Annotated in this window: 14 protein-coding genes; 11 read left to right on the top strand and 3 right to left on the bottom strand. The window is 65.6% G+C overall.

All coding sequences use genetic code 11. The annotated features are described in order from the left end of the window. Positions 1-5 precede the first annotated feature (5 nt). Positions 6-2,090 (bottom strand): N-6 DNA methylase, encoded by a 2,085-nt coding sequence (locus GT354_RS44920; RefSeq protein ID WP_161363079.1) that lies wholly within the window; start codon positions 2,088-2,090, stop codon positions 6-8. A gap of 206 nt (positions 2,091-2,296) precedes the next feature. On the opposite strand from GT354_RS44920, the gene GT354_RS44925 reads away from it, so the two are divergent. From GT354_RS44925 to GT354_RS44940, 4 genes are all read left to right on the top strand, one after another. After that, positions 2,297-3,226, top strand: a complete 930-nt coding sequence (locus GT354_RS44925; protein ID WP_161363081.1) for a serine/threonine-protein kinase — start codon at positions 2,297-2,299, stop codon at positions 3,224-3,226. Positions 3,227-3,316: 90 nt separating this feature from the next. Then, entirely contained in the window at positions 3,317-4,906 is a 1,590-nt protein-coding gene (locus tag GT354_RS44930; RefSeq protein WP_161363083.1) for a serine/threonine-protein kinase, read from the top strand. Between the two features lie 147 nt (positions 4,907-5,053). Next, positions 5,054-8,374 carry a DISARM system SNF2-like helicase DrmD gene (drmD, locus tag GT354_RS44935; RefSeq protein WP_161363085.1) on the top strand — a complete coding sequence of 1,107 codons (3,321 nt, stop codon included), beginning with the start codon at positions 5,054-5,056 and terminating at the stop codon, positions 8,372-8,374. Then, positions 8,371-12,795, top strand: coding sequence for a DNA methyltransferase (locus tag GT354_RS44940; RefSeq protein WP_161363087.1), 4,425 nt, complete (start codon positions 8,371-8,373; stop codon positions 12,793-12,795). Before drmD ends, GT354_RS44940 begins: the two co-directional genes overlap by 4 nt. An 81-nt stretch (positions 12,796-12,876) precedes the next feature. Here the strand turns inward: GT354_RS44940 and GT354_RS44945 are convergent, their stop codons facing one another. Beyond that, positions 12,877-13,056 (bottom strand): DUF397 domain-containing protein, encoded by a 180-nt coding sequence (locus tag GT354_RS44945; RefSeq protein WP_161363122.1) that lies wholly within the window; start codon positions 13,054-13,056, stop codon positions 12,877-12,879. 14 nt (positions 13,057-13,070) lie between these two features. Continuing rightward, the gene (locus GT354_RS44950) at positions 13,071-13,904 is read right to left on the bottom strand and encodes a helix-turn-helix transcriptional regulator (RefSeq protein WP_161363089.1); all 834 of its coding nucleotides are present in this window, start codon (positions 13,902-13,904) and stop codon (positions 13,071-13,073) included. Positions 13,905-14,060: 156 nt separating this feature from the next. Here GT354_RS44950 and GT354_RS44955 point away from each other — a divergent pair, with 156 nt between their 5' ends. From GT354_RS44955 to GT354_RS44985, 7 genes are all read left to right on the top strand, one after another. Next, positions 14,061-14,534, top strand: a complete 474-nt coding sequence (locus GT354_RS44955) for an ATP-binding protein (RefSeq protein WP_161363091.1) — start codon at positions 14,061-14,063, stop codon at positions 14,532-14,534. A gap of 104 nt (positions 14,535-14,638) precedes the next feature. Next, positions 14,639-15,004 carry a DUF2924 domain-containing protein gene (locus GT354_RS44960; protein WP_161363093.1) on the top strand — a complete coding sequence of 122 codons (366 nt, stop codon included), beginning with the start codon at positions 14,639-14,641 and terminating at the stop codon, positions 15,002-15,004. Positions 15,005-15,097: 93 nt separating this feature from the next. Next, complete coding sequence (locus GT354_RS44965; RefSeq protein ID WP_161363094.1) at positions 15,098-15,538, top strand: DUF4357 domain-containing protein; 441 nt, start codon at positions 15,098-15,100, stop codon at positions 15,536-15,538. A gap of 40 nt (positions 15,539-15,578) precedes the next feature. Beyond that, positions 15,579-16,520 (top strand): ABC-three component system protein, encoded by a 942-nt coding sequence (locus tag GT354_RS44970; protein WP_237536083.1) that lies wholly within the window; start codon positions 15,579-15,581, stop codon positions 16,518-16,520. Between the two features lies 1 nt (position 16,521). Beyond that, the gene (locus GT354_RS44975; protein WP_161363099.1) at positions 16,522-16,788 is read left to right on the top strand and encodes an ABC-three component system middle component 6; all 267 of its coding nucleotides are present in this window, start codon (positions 16,522-16,524) and stop codon (positions 16,786-16,788) included. Then, positions 16,766-18,514, top strand: coding sequence for an ABC-three component system protein (locus tag GT354_RS44980; RefSeq protein WP_161363101.1), 1,749 nt, complete (start codon positions 16,766-16,768; stop codon positions 18,512-18,514). The genes GT354_RS44975 and GT354_RS44980 overlap by 23 nt, the downstream gene beginning before the upstream one ends. A gap of 115 nt (positions 18,515-18,629) precedes the next feature. Then, positions 18,630-19,829: a DNA sulfur modification protein DndB gene (locus GT354_RS44985; RefSeq protein ID WP_161363103.1), complete on the top strand. Its 1,200-nt coding sequence runs from the start codon at positions 18,630-18,632 to the stop codon at positions 19,827-19,829. Positions 19,830-20,050 lie beyond the last annotated feature (221 nt).

Here is a 20,050-nt window from a genome sequence, read left to right on the forward strand (position 1 = left end):
CACGGTCACGCGCGCGGCAGCCCGCCCGCCGACAACCCGTCGCTCAAGCCGCCGACCAGCTCACGGCCGAGGCCGTCGACCTCGGCGAGTGTCCGCTCGAACGTCGCGAGTCGCCGAAACGCATCACCGTATCGACGCTGCTCGTCGAGCGGGAGACGAAGCACGTGCAACCGGCGGACGTTGATCCGCGACGCCGTCGAGGCATGGGATCCCGCTTGCCGCCCGTTCGCCGGCGCCCGCAGACAACCGGCCACGAACCATGGATCGAGTACCGACGGATCGGTACGCAGAGCGAACAGTTGCGGCCCCAACACGGTCGGAGCGTTCGTGTCCACCCACGCGTCGAAGGCGCGAGCGACACCCACGACAATCACCTCGTCCGGCGCCGTCACCGTCAGCTTCTCGGCCGCTGCCGACACCTCGCCGATCGGCAACCATCCGGTCGATTTCCCGCGCTGCAGCACATCCTGGGCCGTGAGCACCGGTACGCCACCCGCCACGACGCCGCCGCCTCGGATGCTGCCCTCGGCCGGTGCCTGACCGGCCCGCAACTGCACCGCCGAGGCCCGCACGAGTTCGTCGATCGTGGTGGTCTGGGCAGACCCTCGCTCGAAGTCCAATTCGAGCCGGGCCAGCACCGAGGTAAGGTCCTGGAGCTCGTGCAGCAGCGAACCGAATCGACTCCACGACCGGCGCAGCCGCAGTCCCACCACCGCGGCTGCGGCCGGGACGTGCCGCGCGGGGGTGAGATCGACCTGTTCGTCGAGCAGATCGATGATCGGCACGGTCCTGGTGCCGATCGGCGCGTCGCTCTCGTTCCCTCGGCCACCGGCGGACGCCATCCCGGCCAGCACGACCTCGCGCAGGGCCGCCCAATCCATGCCGGCCTTGCCACCGCCCGAATGCTCGATGCGCACCTGTGTGGTGTCGACGAGCGTCAAGGTGGCGGCCTCCGGCGCCATCCGACCGTCATCCACCGGTTTGCGCAGTACCCACAGATGCAGCGAGACACCGTGCGGCGGCGCGGCGCCGGGCGGCAACGACACGACCGCGCGCAACGCCCCGGCGCGCAGCAACGCGGCCCTGACCCGGCGGCCCGCCCGACGGGAGGCCACCCCGGGAGGAAGCAGCAGCACCGCCGTCCCACCCGGGACGAGATGCGCCAGCGCGTGCTGAACCCAGGCCAACTCCGGTTCGGTGCGGGGCGGATGACCGTAGGTCCAGCGTGGGTCGGTGGCCAGTTCCTCGTGGCCCCAGTCCCGCTCGTTCGACGGAGGGTTGCTCAGCACCACATCGACGGCAGCGCCCGCCCAACGATCATCGCGCAGCGTGTCACCGACCCGGACATCCACACTCGGCACACCACCGTCGAGCGTCGCGGCCGGCGCCACTCGCGCCGCCGCGAGCGCGGCGAGCACCGGATCGTTGTCCTGACCGAGCAATCGCAGCCGCCCACCATGGCTCTCCCGTTGTGCGGCGGCCAACAGCAGACTGCCGGTGCCGCAGGCCGGGTCCAGCACGGTCCGGGTTGCTCCTGTCGGAGGGCCTTGCCCCTCACTCTCGGCGCGCGCACGAACGTCGGCCTCCGCGATCTCGGCCATCAGGTCCGCGAGGGGCGCCGGGGTCGTGACGATCTGCCGCACATGCGCCCGCAGCCACCGATCCAAGAGGAAGCGGAACGTCTCGGCGCGTCCTTCGTCCTCCGCCAGTTGCAGCGCCTGCCGTACCAACCGCCGCGCGCCTTCGGGCAGCGGTACGGCGGACGTGCCCCGATCCACATCGCCCTCGGGAAGGGAAGACGTGCCGACAGCGGCAATGGCCGCCCCCATGACGTCCCGGTCACCCAGCGCCTCGAACTGGGGCCACAGCCAGTCCAGGTCACGCGCTTCCTCGCGGAGTTTTCCTTGGGCTCTCAACCAATCCTGCACGTCGTCGAGCGAGAAGAGCGGACTTATGTCCGTGCCCCCGGTCGGTGCGGGGAAGTTCGGGTGTCGACGACGCCAGTTGCTTACGGCCGCGCGGGTGACGCCCGCAATGCGCGCGATCTCCGCGAGTGTCACGGTGACCGACGAATCGGCGGGGTCGGGCATGAGGTACTCCCGGCGTCAGGTCTCGAATGGCCCGAACGAAGGGATGTCAGACCCTCCGGCGGCGGCCACAGTACTAGTCGAACAAGATCCACACCAGTATGTCACTTGACTCAGTTCACGGGGGATTGGGGTATTGCGGTCGCATCGAACACTCACTTAAAGTCACACCATTACTGCATGGAATAACGATCGGGGTGGGCCGAAGGATGCTCAAGGCCAAAGATCTTCTCCAGCATCGATACCGCCTCGACCAACCCCTCGCACGCGGATCCATGGGCATGGTCTGGCAGGGCACCGACCAACACCTGGGACGCCCGATCGCGATCAAGGTGGTGCACACGTCCGAGTCCGGCGACGACGGTTCGCGGCTGCTCGCGCGCTTTCGCCGCGAGGCGGCGACGGCGGCCCTGCTGAATCACCCGAACATCGCCGGCGTGCACGATGCCGGCGCAACCGCAGACGGGATCTGCTGGTTGGTCATGCAGTTGATCGAGGGGGCGACCGTCGACTGTCTCTTGTCGGAACGCGGACCCTTCACCGTGGCCGCCGCCGCGGCAGTGGCCAGCCAGGTATGCGCCGGCTTGGCCGAGGCGCACAAACAGCAACTCGTCCACCGGGATCTCAAGCTCGCGAATCTCATGGTCGACCGGGCCGGATTGGTCAAGATCCTCGACTTCGGGCTCGTCAAGCTGCTCGCCGAGCAGGCCACCCGACTCACCGTGACCGGCGAGAACGTCGGCAACGTGCTGTACGCGTCACCGGAACTCATCCGCGGCGACGACGCCCTCGACGGACGAAGCGACCTGTACGCGGTCGGCTGCCTGCTGCATCACCTGCTGACCGGGTCCGCGCCCTTCGCGCCCGAACCGCTGCCCCTGCTCGCGGGGCAGCACTTGCTCCGGGAACCGCCGACCCTCGCCGACTGCGGCATCGAGGTGCCGCCGCGACTTCAGGATTTGGTCCTCGCGCTCCTGGCCAAAGAACCCGGCGGACGTCCGGATTCGGCCGCGGCTGTGCATGCCGCGTTGGCCGAGTACGTGCCCTCCCCTCGCGTGGGGGGCGCCGCCTCCGGTATCGCAGCCTCGGAAGACCCCTGCCGCCCGTTCCTGTTCCCTTTTGCCCCGCTGCCTGGTTGATCGCTCGCTCGCGAGGCCACGCCGATCGCCGATCCATGCATCGATGCGAGGATCAGGCGCGAGAACGGACCGTAAGGGCGGGGTGACAGCGTGGCAAAAGCGCATGAACAGTACGAGCTGACCAACCAACTCGGCAAAGGTGGCATGGGGGAGGTCTGGCTCGCCTTCGACAAGCACTTGGACCGCAAGGTCGCCGTCAAGTTCATGTCCTCCCCGGCGACGGCCCGTTCCCTGCCCACCGCTCAGGCACGATTTCGGCGCGAGGCACGTACGACCGCGCGTCTCGAACACCCGGGCGTTCCGACGGTGTACGACGTCGGGATCGACGGCGAGAGCCGGATGTTCGTGGTGATGCAGTACGTGCCGGGTCGCACCCTGGCCAAGGTCCTCAAGAAGCACGGCCGCTTCCCGGTGAGTTGGGCCGCCTCCGCCGCCGCCCAGATCTGTGAGGTGTTGACCTACGCCCACGGGCTCGGCGTGATCCACCGTGACCTCAAGCCCGCCAACCTGATGCTCACCCCGACCGGCAGCATCAAGGTGCTCGACTTCGGCATCGCGGCAGCGCTCGAACCCGAACCCGGGCCCGCGCTCACCGGGACGGGCGTGGTGACAGGCACTCCCGGCTTCGTGGCGCCCGAGCAGGTCATCTCCCAACAGGCGAGCCCCCGCAGCGACTTGTACGCCCTCGGCTGCGTCCTGTACGAACTCCTCGCCGGAGTACCGCCGTTCACGTCGGAGACGCCGATGGGACTGCTGTACCTACATGCCAAGGAGAAACCGCAGCCGTTGTCCGAGCGCTGCCCGCATCTGCCGTCCGAACTCGCCGACCTGGTCATGCGACTCTTGGCCAAACTTCCGGCGGATCGTCCCGAGAGCGCCGAAGAGGTCAGCGCACTCGTAGCGGCCTGGATCGATTGGCCGGAGGCCCACCCGGGCGTAGCGGTCGAGTCCGCCCCCGCACCCGACGAGTACAACCCGACCATGCCGTACACGCGGAAATTCGCGGCCCGCCATCGGGTCGTGGCGGCGGAGCCGGAGCAGCCACACGTCGCGCCACCCGCTGATGTCATCGCGGCAGCGCCCGCAACGGCCGAGCCGGGGGCCGGGTCGGGGGCGGGGTCGGGGGCCGACCCCCGCCGAGCCCGGATCGATGAACTCGCGAGCAACGGCCGTTTCACCCAGGCTGCCGAGTTGTTGGGCGAGTTGCTGCTCGAACGCGGTGAAGGCCTCGATCCGGTCGACCCGACCTACGTCGCAGATCGACTGACCCTCCTCGGGTACCACCGGGCGGCCGGGCAGCTGCGGCCGGCGCTGGAGGGCTACACACGGCTCGGCGCCGAGCTGGCTGCCGTACGGCCGGCCACCGACTCGCAGGCGCTCGCGTGTCGCCTGGGTATCGCCCGATGCCTTCGCGAGTCGGGTCGAACCACCGAGGCCCTGGTGGCTTACGAGGAGCTGCTGCCGCTCCAGCGCCGGGCCTTCGGTCCGGCGGCACAGGACACGTTGAGCACTCGCTACGAGATCGCCGTCCTGCACGCGGGCGCCGGCTCGGTGGCGCTCGCCCGGCAACAGCTGGCTACCCTACGTGATGATCAGCACGCGGCGCTTGCATCGGGTGATCCCGCGCACGAACTCGTGGCCAGGCTCCTGGTCCGCCTGGAGCGACTGTCGCCCAACTGAAAAGTCATCCGCCGATTCTATGTGAACTATGTAAACGATATGAGCGGCTGATATCGTCTCCCTACCCGGCCGGTTGCTGCGGAACCGCTCGTGCGGCCGACGGCAGGTGGGATACAACGCCCGTGCGGATCACCGGAGGACGAAAACGTGGCAAGGGTGCGAACGGCACGGCGCAGCGGTGCGACCGCCGACGCGGAGGCGTTGCCGGCGGAAGGCCAACTGGTCGAGGTCCGCGGACAGCATTGGGTGGTCTCCGGCGTCCAGGAATCCCCGGGGCCGGAAGCAGCCGACCCTGAAGCAGCCGAGTCCGAAGCGGCCGAGTCAGACGACTACTTCGGCACCATGGTTCAGCTGCAATCCGTGGCCGACGGCCGCTATGGCGACACCTTGAGCGTCATCTGGGAAATCGAACCGGGCCGCCGCGTACTGCCGGCCGGTTCGCTGCCCGACGCGAGCACCGGCCGCTTCGATCCCGCCGAGCGCGTCGCCGCGTTCCTGGACGCGATCCGCTGGTCGGCCGTCACCTCCGCCGACGTCCGTACCCTCCAGTCCCCGTTCCGCTCGGGCGTCGCCGTCGAGCCTTACCAACTGGAACCGGTGGACCGCGCCGTCAACGCCCCCCGGGTGAACCTCCTGCTTGCCGACGACGTCGGCCTGGGCAAGACCATCGAGGCCGGCCTGGTCGCCCAGGAACTGCTGCTCCGCGGCCGGGTCCGCCGCATCATGGTGGTCAGCCCGGCCGGCTTGACCCTCAAGTGGCGCGACGAGTTCGCGGAGAAATTCGGCCTCGACTTCACGATCGTCGACTCGGCCCGCTGCGCCGAGCTGCGCCGGACGCACGGCACCGCGGCGAACCCGTTCCGGGTGTACCCGCACACGATCGTGTCCCTGCCGTGGCTGCGCGGGGCGAAAGCCCAGCGCCTGCTCGACGAGGTCATTCCGGCCGGTGCGGGTGCGCACGAGGACGGCGAACGCCGTCGCTTCTTCGACCTGCTCATCCTGGACGAGGCGCACCACGTCGCGCCGGCCGCCCCCAAGCAGGTGTACGCGGTCGACTCCCAGCAGACCAGGCTGATCCGTCGCATGGTCCCGCACTTCGAGCACCGGCTGTTCCTCTCCGCGACCCCGCACAACGGCTATTCCGAGTCCTATACCGCGCTGCTCGAACTCATCGACGACCAGCGCTTTACCCGCGGTATGGAACCCGACAAGGAAGCGCTCAAGGAAACGGTCGTCCGACGACTGAAGTCGGCGATCCGCAACCGGGACGAGAGTGAGCGCTTCCCGAAACGCCGGACCTTCGAGATGGAGGTCGAGTACACCGACCGCGAGCGCGAGATCCACGCCCTTCTCGGCCGCTTCGCACAGATGCGCCGCGCCAAGATGGCCCCCCAGGCGCGGGGTGGGCGTCGCGCGGCCGACCTGGTGACCCTGCTGCTCAAAAAGCGCCTGTTCTCCTCCCCCGCCGCTTTCGCCCGGACTCTGCGGGTCTACCTGGACGGTCTGGAGGAGGCGGGCCACGCTCGAAAGCCCCGGGTCGCCGCGACCGACGTACCGGACTGGTTGGACGAGTTCTCCGACTTCGTCGCCGACTTGGACGACGAGGAGCTTGCCCGTGAAGAGGAGACGGCTCTCGGGATGAGCACCCGTCTCACCCCCGCCACGAGCGACGACGAGGTGGGCGTACTTCAGGACATGGAGCGCTGGGCCCTCACCCACGAGGCCACGGCCGATTCCAAGGCTCGAAAACTGCTGTCGTATATCAAGGCGATCTGCCATCCGGGCGCGCATTGGACCAACGAGCGCATCGTCGTCTTCACCGAGTACCGCGACACACAGAAGTGGCTGCTCGAACTGCTGCGTCAGGAAGGTCTCGCCGGCGGCGGCCGGATCGAACTGCTGCACGGCAGCCTCACGGCCGACGAGCGCGAACACGTGCGACTTGGCTTCCAGGCAGAGCCCAGTCGGCGAGAAGGCGTCGTCCGCATTCTGATCGCGACGGATGCGGCGAGCGAGGGCATCGACCTTCAGAAGTATTGTTGGCGGCTGGTCAATTACGACATCCCGTTCAACCCGAACAAGCTCGAACAACGCATCGGCCGCATCGACCGCTGGGGTCAGCGCAACAACCCTGAGATCCGACACTTCGTGGGCTCCGGGTGGAAACAGGCTGCGGCGGGCTCCTACGAGGCCGACCTCGAATTCCTCTCCCGGGTGGCCAAGAAGGTCACGCAGATGGAGGCCGACCTCGGCTCGGTCAACGCGGTCCTGGCCGATGCCGTCCAGCGCCGGATGACCGACCCGCTGTACAACGTGGACATCGAGAACGCCACACCGAAGGCGATCCCGGGACGCAGAACGGGTGGGACGGTAGCCCCCGAACAGAACGTCACCGCGCAGGTGAAGCGACTCGCCGACCAGTACGACTGGACGGTGGAAGCGCTCAGGCTGACCCCGGACAACATCAAGCGCGTCGTGGACACGGCGTTGGCTCTGGACAATCAGCAGCCGTTGCGGCCGGCTGTGTTGTCGGACGCACTCTTCGACGGCCTGGACGACAACCTCGACAGTGTCGACCCGACCGGGGCGCTGTTCGAGATCCCGCGGCTCACCGGCTCGTGGGAACGCGCCTCGCGCGGGTTGGTACACAAGCTCCGGCCGGACGAGCAGCGTCCGATCACCTTCACCCCGGCGATCGTGGCGGAGGGACGCGACGACGTGGTACTCGCTCACCTCAATCACCCACTCGTCGCGATGTCCACCCGCCTGCTTCGCGCGGCCGTATGGAGTTCCGACGCCGTCGGGCTGAGTCGAGTGTGTGCGGTGGTCAGCGACGATCCGGCGCTGGAGACGACTCTCGTCAGTGCGTACGCACGCTACGTCCTGGTCGGCGGCGACGGGATAAGGCTGCACGAGGAGATCCTGTACGCGGGCGGGTGGGTCCCGAAGGCGGGCAGCCGCTTCCGCCGGTGGGCAAGCGTGAACGAGCAGGGCCGTACGTTGGAAAAGGCATTGTCGTCGACGGGCCGGCCCGTGGCCGAACATCTGCGCAACGCCTTGGTGGAGGCCTGGCCCCGGGTACAGCAGCCGTTGTACGACTCGCTGCAAGCTCGCGCGAGGGAACGTCGAGACAGCCTGGTCACGGCCCTCGCGCAACGGCAGGAGCGGGAGGAGGCCCGGATGAACCACGCCTTCGACCGATTCGAGACGAACCTACGAAAGAAGTTGCGCGAGGAGGGCGAGGCCGAGGGCGAACAGTTCGCCCTGTTCCACACGCGCGAGATCACGACCGCCGAACAGCGTCAGTACCATGACGACCGGACTCGTTGGCAGCAGCGGCTCGACGCGAGCCCGGGGGAACGCGCTCGCGAAGCCGCAGTGATCACCGACCGCTATCACGAGCCTCGTGACCACGTCTTCCCCGTCGCTGTCGTCTTTGTCATCCCCCGTAAGGAGGCCATCCGATGAGCCAGTCCCCCGCCGCCGCAGGGCCCCGGCGCAATTTCGGCATGGCCGCGGCCATCGCCAAGGCCTCCGATGGGCGCAGTCAGCATTTGGATTGGCTCAATCTGGCCGAGATCTCCGGGCCGTTCCTGACCTTGCCGGTGTTGTTGGGGGCTTGGCCACAGCTCGATTCGCTCGACAAGGAGCAGCGCCAACTGCTGCGGCGGCGGCACGGCATGTGGCAGGCCGATCAGGTGGCCGGGCATGCGGAGTGGGTCGAGTACGTCCTCGGTGACCTGCTGGAATGGGGCGACCGGCTGGCGCTGCGGGGTGCGGCTGCGGAGGGCGCCGATGCCGACGCGCCTTCGACCGATGCGCTTCTCGATCGGTTCACCCTGCCGGTGCCCGAGCACGACACGGAGTTGCGAGCCGATTTCGCGCTGGTGGCGCCGGGCATCGAATTCGGCGAGTTGAAGGATGAGCCGGACGCCATTGCGGCGGCCAAGCACATCCCCCTTCTTGGCATGGTGCTGCCGCCGGGGACCCCGCCGACGGCTCGCCTGAAGACCGACGCATGGGCGGCGACGCCGGCCGACCGGCTCGCCAAGCTGTTGCGCCACCACCACGTGGACCTCGGCGTGCTCACCGACGGCCGCTGGTGGTGCCTGGTCTGGGCGCCGGTGGGCGGTGTCACCACGACGGTGGTCCTCGACGCGATCGACTGGAACCAGGTCGCGGACCGAAACGTGGTCCGCGCCTGGCTCTCGATGCTGCGCCGCGACCGTTTCTTTGCGGTGCCCGACGAGGAAACCCTGATCCCGCTGCTCAAGCGGAGCCTGGACAACCAGGAAGAGGTCACCGACGCACTCGGCGTCCAGGTCCGCCAGGCCGTCGAGCTGCTGGTGGACGCGATCCATCGCGCCGACCGGCGCGGTATGGAACAGGGTCGGCCGGGCCTGCACGCGCAGGGAGTGTCCGCGGCCGAGGTCTACCGGGGCGCGGTCGCGGTGATGATGCGCGTCATCTTCCTGCTGGTCGCGGAAGAGCGTGGCCTGTTGCCGGCGGACAACGAGGTGTACGCGAAGTCCTATTCCGCGGGTCGCCTGGGCGCCGAGCTGGAGGCACACGCCGACGCGGAGGGCGAGAGCTCCCTCGACTACAGCAACGCGGCATGGCACCGCCTGATCGCGCTGTTCCACGCGGTCTACGGCGGCGTGAACCACCCGGAGCTACGGCTCCCGGCGTATGGCGGCTCGATCTTCGACCCACAGACTTACTGGTGGCTGGAGGGCAAAGCCGAGCCGGGCACGGAGTCGGCCGGCCGCGTCCCGTTGCTGGCGATCGACGACCGCACGGTGTTGCACATGCTGGCGTCGGTCCAGTACGTCACGATCGGCGGCGACCGAAAGGCCAAGTCCGCACGGCAGTTGGTGGCCGAGCAGAAGAAGAAGTCAAAGAAGACGGGCGAGCGCCGCAAACTGACGTTCCGGACGCTGGACGTCGAACAGATCGGCTACGTCTACGAGGGCCTGCTCTCCTACGACGCCCAACGGGCCGAGGACACGATGGTCGGTCTGATTGGCCCGCTGGGCAAGGAAAACGAGGTCGAGCTGGCCGAGTTGGAGCACTTGGCAGCTCCCTTCGGCGTCGGCTCGTTGGCGGCGCCGGGGGCAGCGGCGGACCTGAAGGGCTTGGCGAAAAAGATCGCCGAGACCTTCAAGGAACCAAAGCCCGGCATCGGCTCAGCCGGTGCCATCGAGAAGGCCATCAGCCCTCTCCCCGACGACGAGGTAATCGACGCCGAACGCCGCCTCTACGCGAGCTGCCACGACCGCGACCTGGCGGACCGGTTGATGCCGTTCTACGGCATCATTCGGGCTGACTTGCGGGGATACCCAACAGTCATGGCCGGAGGCGCACTCTATGTAGCCGAGTCGTCTCTGCGTAAGAACACGGGCGCTCACTATACGCCGCGCTTCCTGGCAGAAGAGGTCGTCGAAGGCGCCCTTGAACCCTTGGTCTATGAACCGGGGCCCCTCCAAACGAAACACCAAGAAAAGTGGGTTCCGAAAACCGCCGATCAAATTCTGAGCCTCAAGGTCGCTGATATCGCTATGGGCTCAGCAGCATTTTTGGTTGCTGCTTGTCGCTTTTTGGCGGACCGGCTCATCGAAGCTTGGGCGCGCGAGGGCTCAGCGGAAGCAGTCTCGTACCATTCGACCCGCGACGTAGTGGACGAGGTAACCGCGGTCGATGCGGAAGCCGATCCAGTGCTGATTCACGCCCGCCGTCAGATCATCGAACACTGTCTATACGGTGTGGATATCAACCCGCTTGCGGTCGAGATGGCGAAGTTGTCTCTGTGGCTGGTATCGATGGATCCGAAGCGCCCATTTAGCTTTCTCGACGACAGGCTGGTAGCGGGGGACTCGCTGTTGGGGATCTTTTCGTTGGAACAGCTAGAAACTGTACATATGCATGTTAGAGAAGGGCGTGCGCTACACGCAGGTGACCTGTTCGAATGGACGCAAGGAGCACGGACACGAGTCTCAGAAGTAGCCAAAGAGCGGAGGGCTATCACGGGAATAGAAGGAGACGATCTCGCCCGAGTGGACGAGAAACGACGGCGTCTCGAATTGGCTCACCAACATATGGCACGGCTTGGATTGGTGGCAGACTTGGTCGCGGGTGCAGCCTTGGCTGCAACTGGAGTCAGCGAGGTGCAGCGTTCGCAGATACACACAAAGGCCGCCAGCATCGCGAATGACATCGCCGGTGAAGACCTGCTAGAAAGTTTCTCAGCCCTCGGAGAAGCACGGAAGCAAGCCATTGAATGGCTGGGCCAAGATCTCCCGGAGGGCAGTTTCCGTCGAGCCCCCGTTCACTGGCCACTCGAATTTCCGGAGGTTTTCGAACAAGGCGGATTCGATGCCGTAATCGGTAACCCCCCATTTCTCGGAGGCCAAAAGCTTACAGGCGCAATGGGCGACGCCTACCGTGAATATTTGGTGAAGTCAATCGGACGTGGAAAACGCGGCAGCGCCGACCTAGTCGCCTATTTCGAACTCCGAGCTCATCAGGTGCTAAGCAAGAGAGGTCAAACTGGCCTTATTGCAACCAATACTCTCGCCCAAGGCGATAGCAGAGAGGTTGGGCTCGATCAGCTGGTTGCAGATGGCGTAGAGATCCGACAGGCCATTAAGAGCGCACCTTGGCCATCAAAATCCGCAGTGCTGGAATATTGTGCAGTATGGACCAGCGTACCAATTCTTTCGAAAGATGCCGGCCGGTATATTTCCGGCATTCCGACACTTTCCGGAATCTCGTCATCACTTGCACCAAAGTCGCGGATTTCCAGCTGGGCAGAGCCACTGAAGGAATTCGGGCGAACCTCGTTTATCGGATCCTACGTTCTCGGCATGGGGTTCATTCTGACGGAAGCCGAAGCGCTTTCGTGGATCGCCAAGGAACCGCGATATTCGGATATCCTTTTTCCATATTTCAACGGCTATGATATCAACAATAGTGCTGACTATTCGAGCGATCGCTGGGTTATTGACTTCGGCGACCGGTGCGAAAAATGTGCTCAACGTTATCCGTTGGCGTACGAACGAGTCCTTGAGAAAGTTAAGCCGGAGCGTAATGCCAATAACCGCAAGGTTTACCGGGATTATTGGTGGCAATTCGGAGAAAAGAGGCCTGCCCTGACGCAGGCTTTGACCGGCCTAGACTCTTGTATCGTGATGGCCCTGGTAAGCAAGGCTGCCATGCCTGCATTGATGCCGACCGGTCGAGTATTCTCACACATGCTTGCCGTGTTCGCGTCTGATGATCGCGCCTTGCTGGCATATCTCAGCAGCGCCCTCCACTATTGGTGGGCGCTCGATCGAGCATCAACCATGAAGGGCGATCTCCGATACACCCCGTCTGACGTCTTTGAGACACTTGTGCGCCCCGGAATGAATGCAGATCTTCGAGACGCCGGGCGACGCTTGGATACCCATCGTCATCAGATTCAAGAAAGTCGAAACATTGGACTTACTTCTGTATGTAACCTGATACACAGCAACGATTGCAGCGACGCCGATATCGTCGCCCTTCGTGCAATTCATCGTGATATCGACATTGCGACGGTCGAAGCGTACGGATGGGACGACCTTCTAGACACTCGTGGTGGTTTGGGGCACGGGTTTCACACCACCGATCAAGGGGTGCGGTATACTATCGACCTTGTTTCCCGAACAGAGATCGTCGACCGGCTTCGAGAAATGAACCACCAGCAATATGCTAATGAAGTCTATCTGGGTATGCATAAAAAGCCGACACGTCACGCGGATATGCCCTCCCCGTCGCTCGCCGCTCTCGATAAGGCGAAAAAAAGACCGACCATAGAGGTCGATTTTGAGGACGATGGACTTTTTCGACCCGAGAATTCTCTCTTCTAGAAGACCGCATTCTCACTCATTCGATCCCGTTTGCTTAACGGGGCATCGCATCATCCAATGCCCCGAGCACGAGACATCATTCTAGAGGCGAGACAAGAAACCCTCCCAAATGTGAGGTTGGAGACGGAGAGCGGCAGCCGTTTGGACCTTCGAGTCCCGCACGCAGAGAGTTTGGTCATCAATGGCAACCTCCACGCAGTCACCGCCTCCCGTCCCACTGTGACTGCTCGTGCGCCACGCCATATGGAGTCCGGCGTTCATCCGTTGTTCAGTACTCACAGTTCTCCCGCCACCCGCTCGATGAGACGTGCTGACTCCGATACGTTAAGAGCCTGCGACCGGAGCTTGCCATAGCGGAGTTCGTGCCGACTGACTCTGTCGGGATCGGAGATGACCATGCTCTCGTCCTGGGACTCAATGTAGGTGACGCGACGGTGATCAATCGTCTCCACGAGCACCATCGGGCCGTTCAACCCTGCGTGGGCTCCGAATGACATGGGCATGATCTGAACCTCGACGTTGCTCAGCTGCGCTGCTTCGAGGAGCCGATGAAACTGGGCTTTCAGCACGGCTCGACCACCGACAGGGCAGTGCAGGACGGCCTCACCAATCAGAAACGACAACTCCACTGCTGGCACGCGGGTCAGCAGTGTCTGCCTGTCCATCCGGGCTTCGAGATGCTGCTCGAAGGTCTCCTCGTCGAATGGCGGACAGTTGGCCCTGAGCAGCGCTTCGGCGTACTGCTTGGTCTGCAGTAGGCCCGGTACAAGCAACGGTTCGTAGGCGAAGCGGCTCAGAGCCTCCGTCTCCAAGAGCGCGAAGTCCCGGAAGAACGCCGGTAGCTTGGCCAAGTCGACGTCCTCCTGTAGGGCCTGCAAGACGCCCAGCGCGCTCAGCGTCGTTTCAGCTGCCAAGGTGAAGGCCTCCTTCGCAGGCCTTCGGCCCTGCTCGATCGAGGCGACCTGCTCGACCGAGTAGCCGACCGCATCGGCCAACTCAGCCTGGGTCAACCCGGCACGCTCCCGGAACAGTTGGACCAACTTGCCATACGCGCGCCACGTGGGCGGCCTGTCGTCATCGTTCTTGCGCTTCCTCGGCGGACGGGCCATGGGCGTCACTCCTCGCGAATCGTCTTGATACCAACGCCTTCTGCTCGCCCCGGTTACCGTGGCCCGCTCGTACAACGCCGCCGACCACCCGTACGTCCAGGCTCCGTACCTTCGACGCACCTGGTCAGGCTATCTGCGTGAGCCGATGGTCACGGTATGAAACCGAAAACTCTCATTCCGGATGCCCACAGACCGCAATTGCCGCCACCCACGGCCACCTTCGGCATCGTGCTCAGTTCGACCCCGCGAGGTGCCCGCCTCGCCCGGCTGGTCATCGCCGAGCGGCTTGCGGACTGGAACGTCCACCGTGACAGCAACGGCTTCAACGCCGCCATCCTGGTCGTCGCCGAATTGGCCGGCAATGCGGTCCGGCACTGCGCCGATGCCGGATGGGACTTCAGCGTTCAGGTCTCGATGCATCCGACTCCATCCGACCCCGTGGCGCCCGCAACCCTCCGCATCCAGGTCACCGACGCGTGCCCCGAGCGACCCGTGCGAATCGCCCCGCCACCACCCCAGGACTCCGAGTCCGGCCGCGGCCTCTCTCTGGTCATCGGGCTCGCCGTGCGCTGGGGCTGCCTCTCGCTCGACAGAGGTACGAAATCTGTGTGGGCCGACGTAGTGCTGTGAGGCGCCTCGATCGCGGCGCGACATCCACTCGCCCGGAGGCCTGGACAGACGACCACGCTTTGACTATTCTCTCGACTATCACTCGGATAGTGAAAGGTGGGCACGTGAACATCCGTATCCTCAACCTCGCCGGAAACGTCACCTGCGTACTCATAGCCCCGTCGAGCGCCAAGTCCAAGGTCTCCCCCGCGCCGCCGGCACGGCGGCCCGCTCGGCGCCGAACCGTCTGGGGAGACCTGGCCCCCTACCTGGCCGACGGCCGCCTGCACGTCGGGCAGCGTCTCCAGTGGCTCCGGGAGCAGTTGGGGCAGTTGCACCACACCACCGTGCTGGCTACCGGCTGCGTACGCCTTGACGACGGCCGTGTGTTCAGGTCCTTGTCCGGGGCAGCCCGCGCGGTCTCGGGCATATCCGAGAGCGGCCCCCGAGTCTGGAGGACCGAGAAGGGCATCGCCGTGCGTGACCTGTGACGGCACGCGTCGTTGATCGCCTGCGGGGTTGTGCGCTCGCCGCGCAACCTCGTAGGCTTTCGACTGTCACGATGTCGCACTGGGAGTCAAGGCATGTCGAGTCGCACCATTCGCGTAGATGACGAGGTGTACGCCGCCCTTCAGCGTCGCGCCGAGCCGTTCGTAGACACGCCCAACAGCACCCTGCGCAAGCTCCTCGGGCTGACCCCCGGGTCCGGCAGACCCGAGGCGTCGGACGAGGCGCCCACCGATGACCTGGGTACCGAGTCGGCCGGTGGTACATCCCCCCGCGAGCAGCGGCTCGCGCCCTTCCTCAACGACGGGCGCCTCGAAGCCGGCCAACGCCTCGTGTGGCACCGCCGCAATCTCAAGCAGACGCATCACGCCACCGTCCTCGCCAACGGCAACCTCCGGCTCGACGACGGGCGGGAATTCGGGTCACCGTCCGGGGCCGCGACCGAGATCGCGGGCAACCCGCAGAACGGGCTGAAGTGCTGGGCGACCGAGGATGGCAAGCGGCTCTCGGAGCTGTGAGGATCGCCGGCCTCGGCTGGCGGTGGGGGCGGGGGGGATCATGCGCTTCGCGCACTGGATGTACGCCAACATCAAGTTCCGGGAAATGCTGGGCGACCTGCACACGGAGGCGTTCGAGGACTTCTTCCACGACCTGATGTGCCTGCGTCACCCCGACTTCGTCGACGTGCGCACGCACGGAAACATCGGTGACCAAGGTGCGGACGGCCTCGGACTGCACTCCAGGAAGCTGTACGCCTGCTATGCACCACGCTCCTTCAATGCATCGGCCGTCCGGGTGAAGTTCACGTCCGACCTGGAGAAGGCGCTGGAAAAGCGTCTCGATCAGTTCGGTACGTTCGTCTTCGTGCACAACGACCTTCGGGGCGTCCATCCCGAGGTTTCTTCGATGCTGGCGGACGCCCGTACCGCGCATCCCGACCTCGATTTCGAGGTGATGGGGCGGAGGGGGCTGTGGCGTGAAATCAGGCGGCTTGAACGCGGCGATGTCGAACACGTGCTGGGCTGCGAGATCCCGATCGATGAGCTCGTCTACGGCGTCGGTCTGGAGGATCTGGCGCCCTTGCTCGCCAGGCTCAGGGAACACCGTGAGACTGCCGATCCCCTGATGAGCCTCGCGGCCGTCAGCGAGCTGAAGCTCGACTTCAACGACCTGCGCGACGATGTGCGCGGAGAGTTGGTCAAGGGCATGCGGCACACGCGTCTCGTGGACGAGTACTACGCCGGTGTTCTCGATCCGTTCGAGCACGACGACGTGGCTGCCGGCTTCAAGGCGCATTTCGCGCTGGCTCGGCAGGACTCCGCGGACCCCGAAGACATCCTGTACGACCTCCAACAGTACGTGCACGGCAACAAGAGTCAGCATCCGCGCGATCACCGCGCGACGATGGTCGTCATCGCCCACTTCTTCGAGCGCTGCGACATCTTCGATGCTCCGCCGCCCGGCTGGTCGCCCAACGGCACACCGGCGGGGAGGCCCTGAGATGCTCACCCCCACCAAAGGCATCGCCCCCGACCGAGCCCTCCTGGCCGTCGGTGCGCAAATCCTCATGGAACTCGACGGTCCTGTGACGGTCAGTCAGGCATTCGCCCGACTCAAGACGCGCCGGGTCGAACTCGGCCACCGCTCCCCCGTTTCGTTCGGCTGGTTCGTGCTTGCGCTCGACGTGCTGCACGCCCTGGGAGCCGTGGAGCTGCAAGACCAACTGCTGATCCCGAGGAGGGGCGATGCTGCGGCAGCTGAGCGCTGACGATGCACGGTTTCGCACCGTCGACTTCAAGCCGGGCGTGAACCTCCTCGTCGCCGACACGACCGAGACCTCCACCGACGAGGACAGCCGTAACAGCACCGGCAAGTCCAGCCTGATCGAGTTGCTGCACTTCCTGCTCGGCGCGCGGGCGGACGTCAAAAGCCTGCCCACACGCAAAGCACTGCGCCGAACCGCGTTCACCCTCGAACTCGACTGGTCGCAGACGCCGGACGGACGACTCGCGGTCACCCGCTCCGGCGCACGTCCCGAGGTCGTCCGGCTGAACCACGACATCGATCCCGACCACGACGTCCTTTTCGACATGGACGGGCCGGTGGATGTTCCGAACCCTCGCTGGCAGCAACTGATCGACCGTGAGCTGTTCGGACTGCGCGCCGACCATCAGGGCCTGACCGGGCGAGCCATGCTGAGCTTCCTGATCCGCCGCGTCGCCAGCCATTCCTTCAACCAGGCGACCCGCACGCACAACCAACAGTCCGAGGCGGATGCCGCGGCGAACCTCGCGTATCTGCTCGGCCTGGACTGGAAGTTGGCGGCCGGTTACCGCGAGATCGCCGCCCGTGAGGCGACCCGTCGTCAGCTGCGGCAGGCCGTCAGCGATCCGGTCTGGGGCAGGATCGTCGGCAATACGGCGGATCTACGCGGTCAGATCACGTTGGCTGAGGACGAGTTGCGGCGGATCTCGCAACAGATCACCGAATTTCGTGTCGTTCCCCAGTACGAGGAACTACAGCGGCGCGCGGACGAGATCGATCACCGGATTCGCAGCCTCAACAGTCAAGACGCGATCGACCTCCGCAACCTCGGCGACCTCAAGGCCGCCGTGGAGGAGACCACCGACACAGCGGTGCGCTACCTGGAGCCGGTCTACCGGGAACTCGACATCCTCCTCGGCGAACAGGTTCGGCGCCGTTTCGACGACGTGCGCGGATTCCACGAGTCGGTCGTACGCAATCGCCGGCGATACCTGGCTGACGAAATCCGCTCGACCGAGGCCGCCTTGGTCGAGCGGAAGGCCGAACGGGGCCGGCTCGGCGTCGAGTTGCAGACCGTGCTGCGCATACTCGCCGAGGGCGGCGCCCTCGACGCACTCACGGCCCTGCAACAGGCCCTCGCCCACAAGCAGGCGGCGGTCCAAGCCCTGCGGCACCGCTACGACGCCGCCCAGACGCTGGAGAGCAGCGCCTTGGAGATCAAGGCCAAGAAGGTGGAGTTGCAGCGATCCCTCGCGGCCGACCTCGGCGAGCGGCGCATGCAGACCGAAGAAGCCACGCTGCTGTTCTCGGAGTACGCCCAGCGACTCTACGGCCACGGCCGCAGCGCGTACCTGGCCATCGAAGCCGGGCCGTCGAGCCTCAAGATCACTCCTCGGATCGACAGCGACGACAGTCGCGGCATCGGCAACATGGTGATCTTCTGCTTCGACCTCACACTCGCCGTGCTCGCCCATCGGCACGGCCGAGGCCCGGACTTCCTCGTGCACGACAGCCACCTGTTCGACGGTGTCGACGACCGGCAGCTGTTCGCCGCCCTCACCTTGGCCAGCGAAGTGAGCGCGCGTGAGGGGTTGCAGTACATCGCGAGCCTCAATTCGGACGACCTTGCGAAGATCGAGCGGCGCGGTTATGACGCGTCCGAGGTGGTCCTGACTCCCCGCCTGACGGACGCCTACGAGGCGGGTGGCCTGTTCGGGTTCCGATTCTGATGGTCAGGGAGCCATCTCGATTGCTGTGAACTTAGATAACGCATACGATGGCTCCCGGCGCAGACCGCGTTCCTCGAAGTGAGGCCGCGACAGCTCGCACGAACAGGGGAACTCCATGTCCACCTCCACGCCCGTACGCACCGGCCTCCCGGTCAACGTCAAGAAGCTTCGGGAGAAGGTGGCGATCGGCGTACTCGACTGGGAAAACCTGCTGGCGATCGTGAACGATCCCGAGGTCGTGGAGAAGTCCACGTCCAGCAAGGTCGATCTTGGCCTGGAGGAGTACGCGGCGCTGCGCGCCGAAGTCCAGCGGCTGATCGGCAACAAGAGCAGCGCGAAGGCGAAGAACGTCGGTCCGTACGCGGACTACATCGCCGCCGGCTTGCGTGGGGAGTTCGGCGACGCGTGGTCGACCCCGCCGCTGACGCTGTGGTGCCCGCGCACGTTGATCCTCAACGAGCAGGGCGACACGATGTTGCCGCTGCGCGACCAGATCATCGCGGTGGACGCGGAGACGCAGCTCACCGCGATGCACCGGATCCGGAAGAACCGTCGGATCTACGGCCTCGAAGACACCGACTTCGCGGAGGTGTTGGTGGCCTTCGAGATCTACTGGGGCATCGGCACCGAGGACGCCCGTCAGATCTTCCACGACCGCAACCTCAAGGGCGTCGCCGTCGACAAGAGCCTTGCCCTGTCCATGGACCAGCGCGACCTCGCCACCGTCATCACGCGGACGCTGGTCGACAACACCATCGTCAGCACCGACGACGGAGACGCCCCGCTCGCCCGATTCGTCAACTCCAGCAAGCGTCAGCTCAGCGTCAACGCGACCGAGTGGGTCACGCTGTCGGCGGTCCGTTCGATGGTCGTCACCACGATGCTCGGCAAGTCCGGGATCGGCGCGACCTCGGGCACCGTGGACTTGGACAACCTGCCGGATGGGCTCAGTGAGCAGGAGGTCACCCAGGAGGTCGTCGGCGCACTGTCCGCGATCGTGCGTACGCTGACCGATGCGTTCGAGACCCGTTCCGCGATCACCGCTCCCGCCGTACTCGCGGGCTTGGGCGCGGCAGCGCACCGAACGATGCCGTGGGCCGAGGACCTGCTTCCCCCGCACCTCGATTTCCTGGGGTTGCTGTCCGAGATCCACTGGGAGCGGGAGGCGAAGTACTGGGATGGCGTGGCCGCCAAGGTGAGCGCCGCCAAGGGGTTGTCGTTCGCCGGTGGCGCCAAGGACTCCGGCTACCGCGTCTGCGAGGCCCTCCTGAACCCCCAGTCCGAGGCCGGCCGAAAGATCCGCGGTCGCAGCTGAGTGGTGGATGCCGCGCAGCCACGTGTCTTCACCCCCGATTCGGTGGCGAAGACACGCGGCTGCGCCGGTTCCGAGGCACATCTGCGGACGACAGCACATCTGAGACTTGTGAACTCAGTACACGAATGTCATGATAGTGCTTGTTGAAGCCGCGCGTTGGTCGTCTTGCCGCATCGAGGTCGTCGCCGGCCCGTATCCGCCGCGCCGCGCACGCGTCCCGA

Source organism: Streptomyces sp. SID3343, from assembly GCF_009865215.1.
Taxonomy (GTDB): domain Bacteria; phylum Actinomycetota; class Actinomycetes; order Streptomycetales; family Streptomycetaceae; genus Embleya.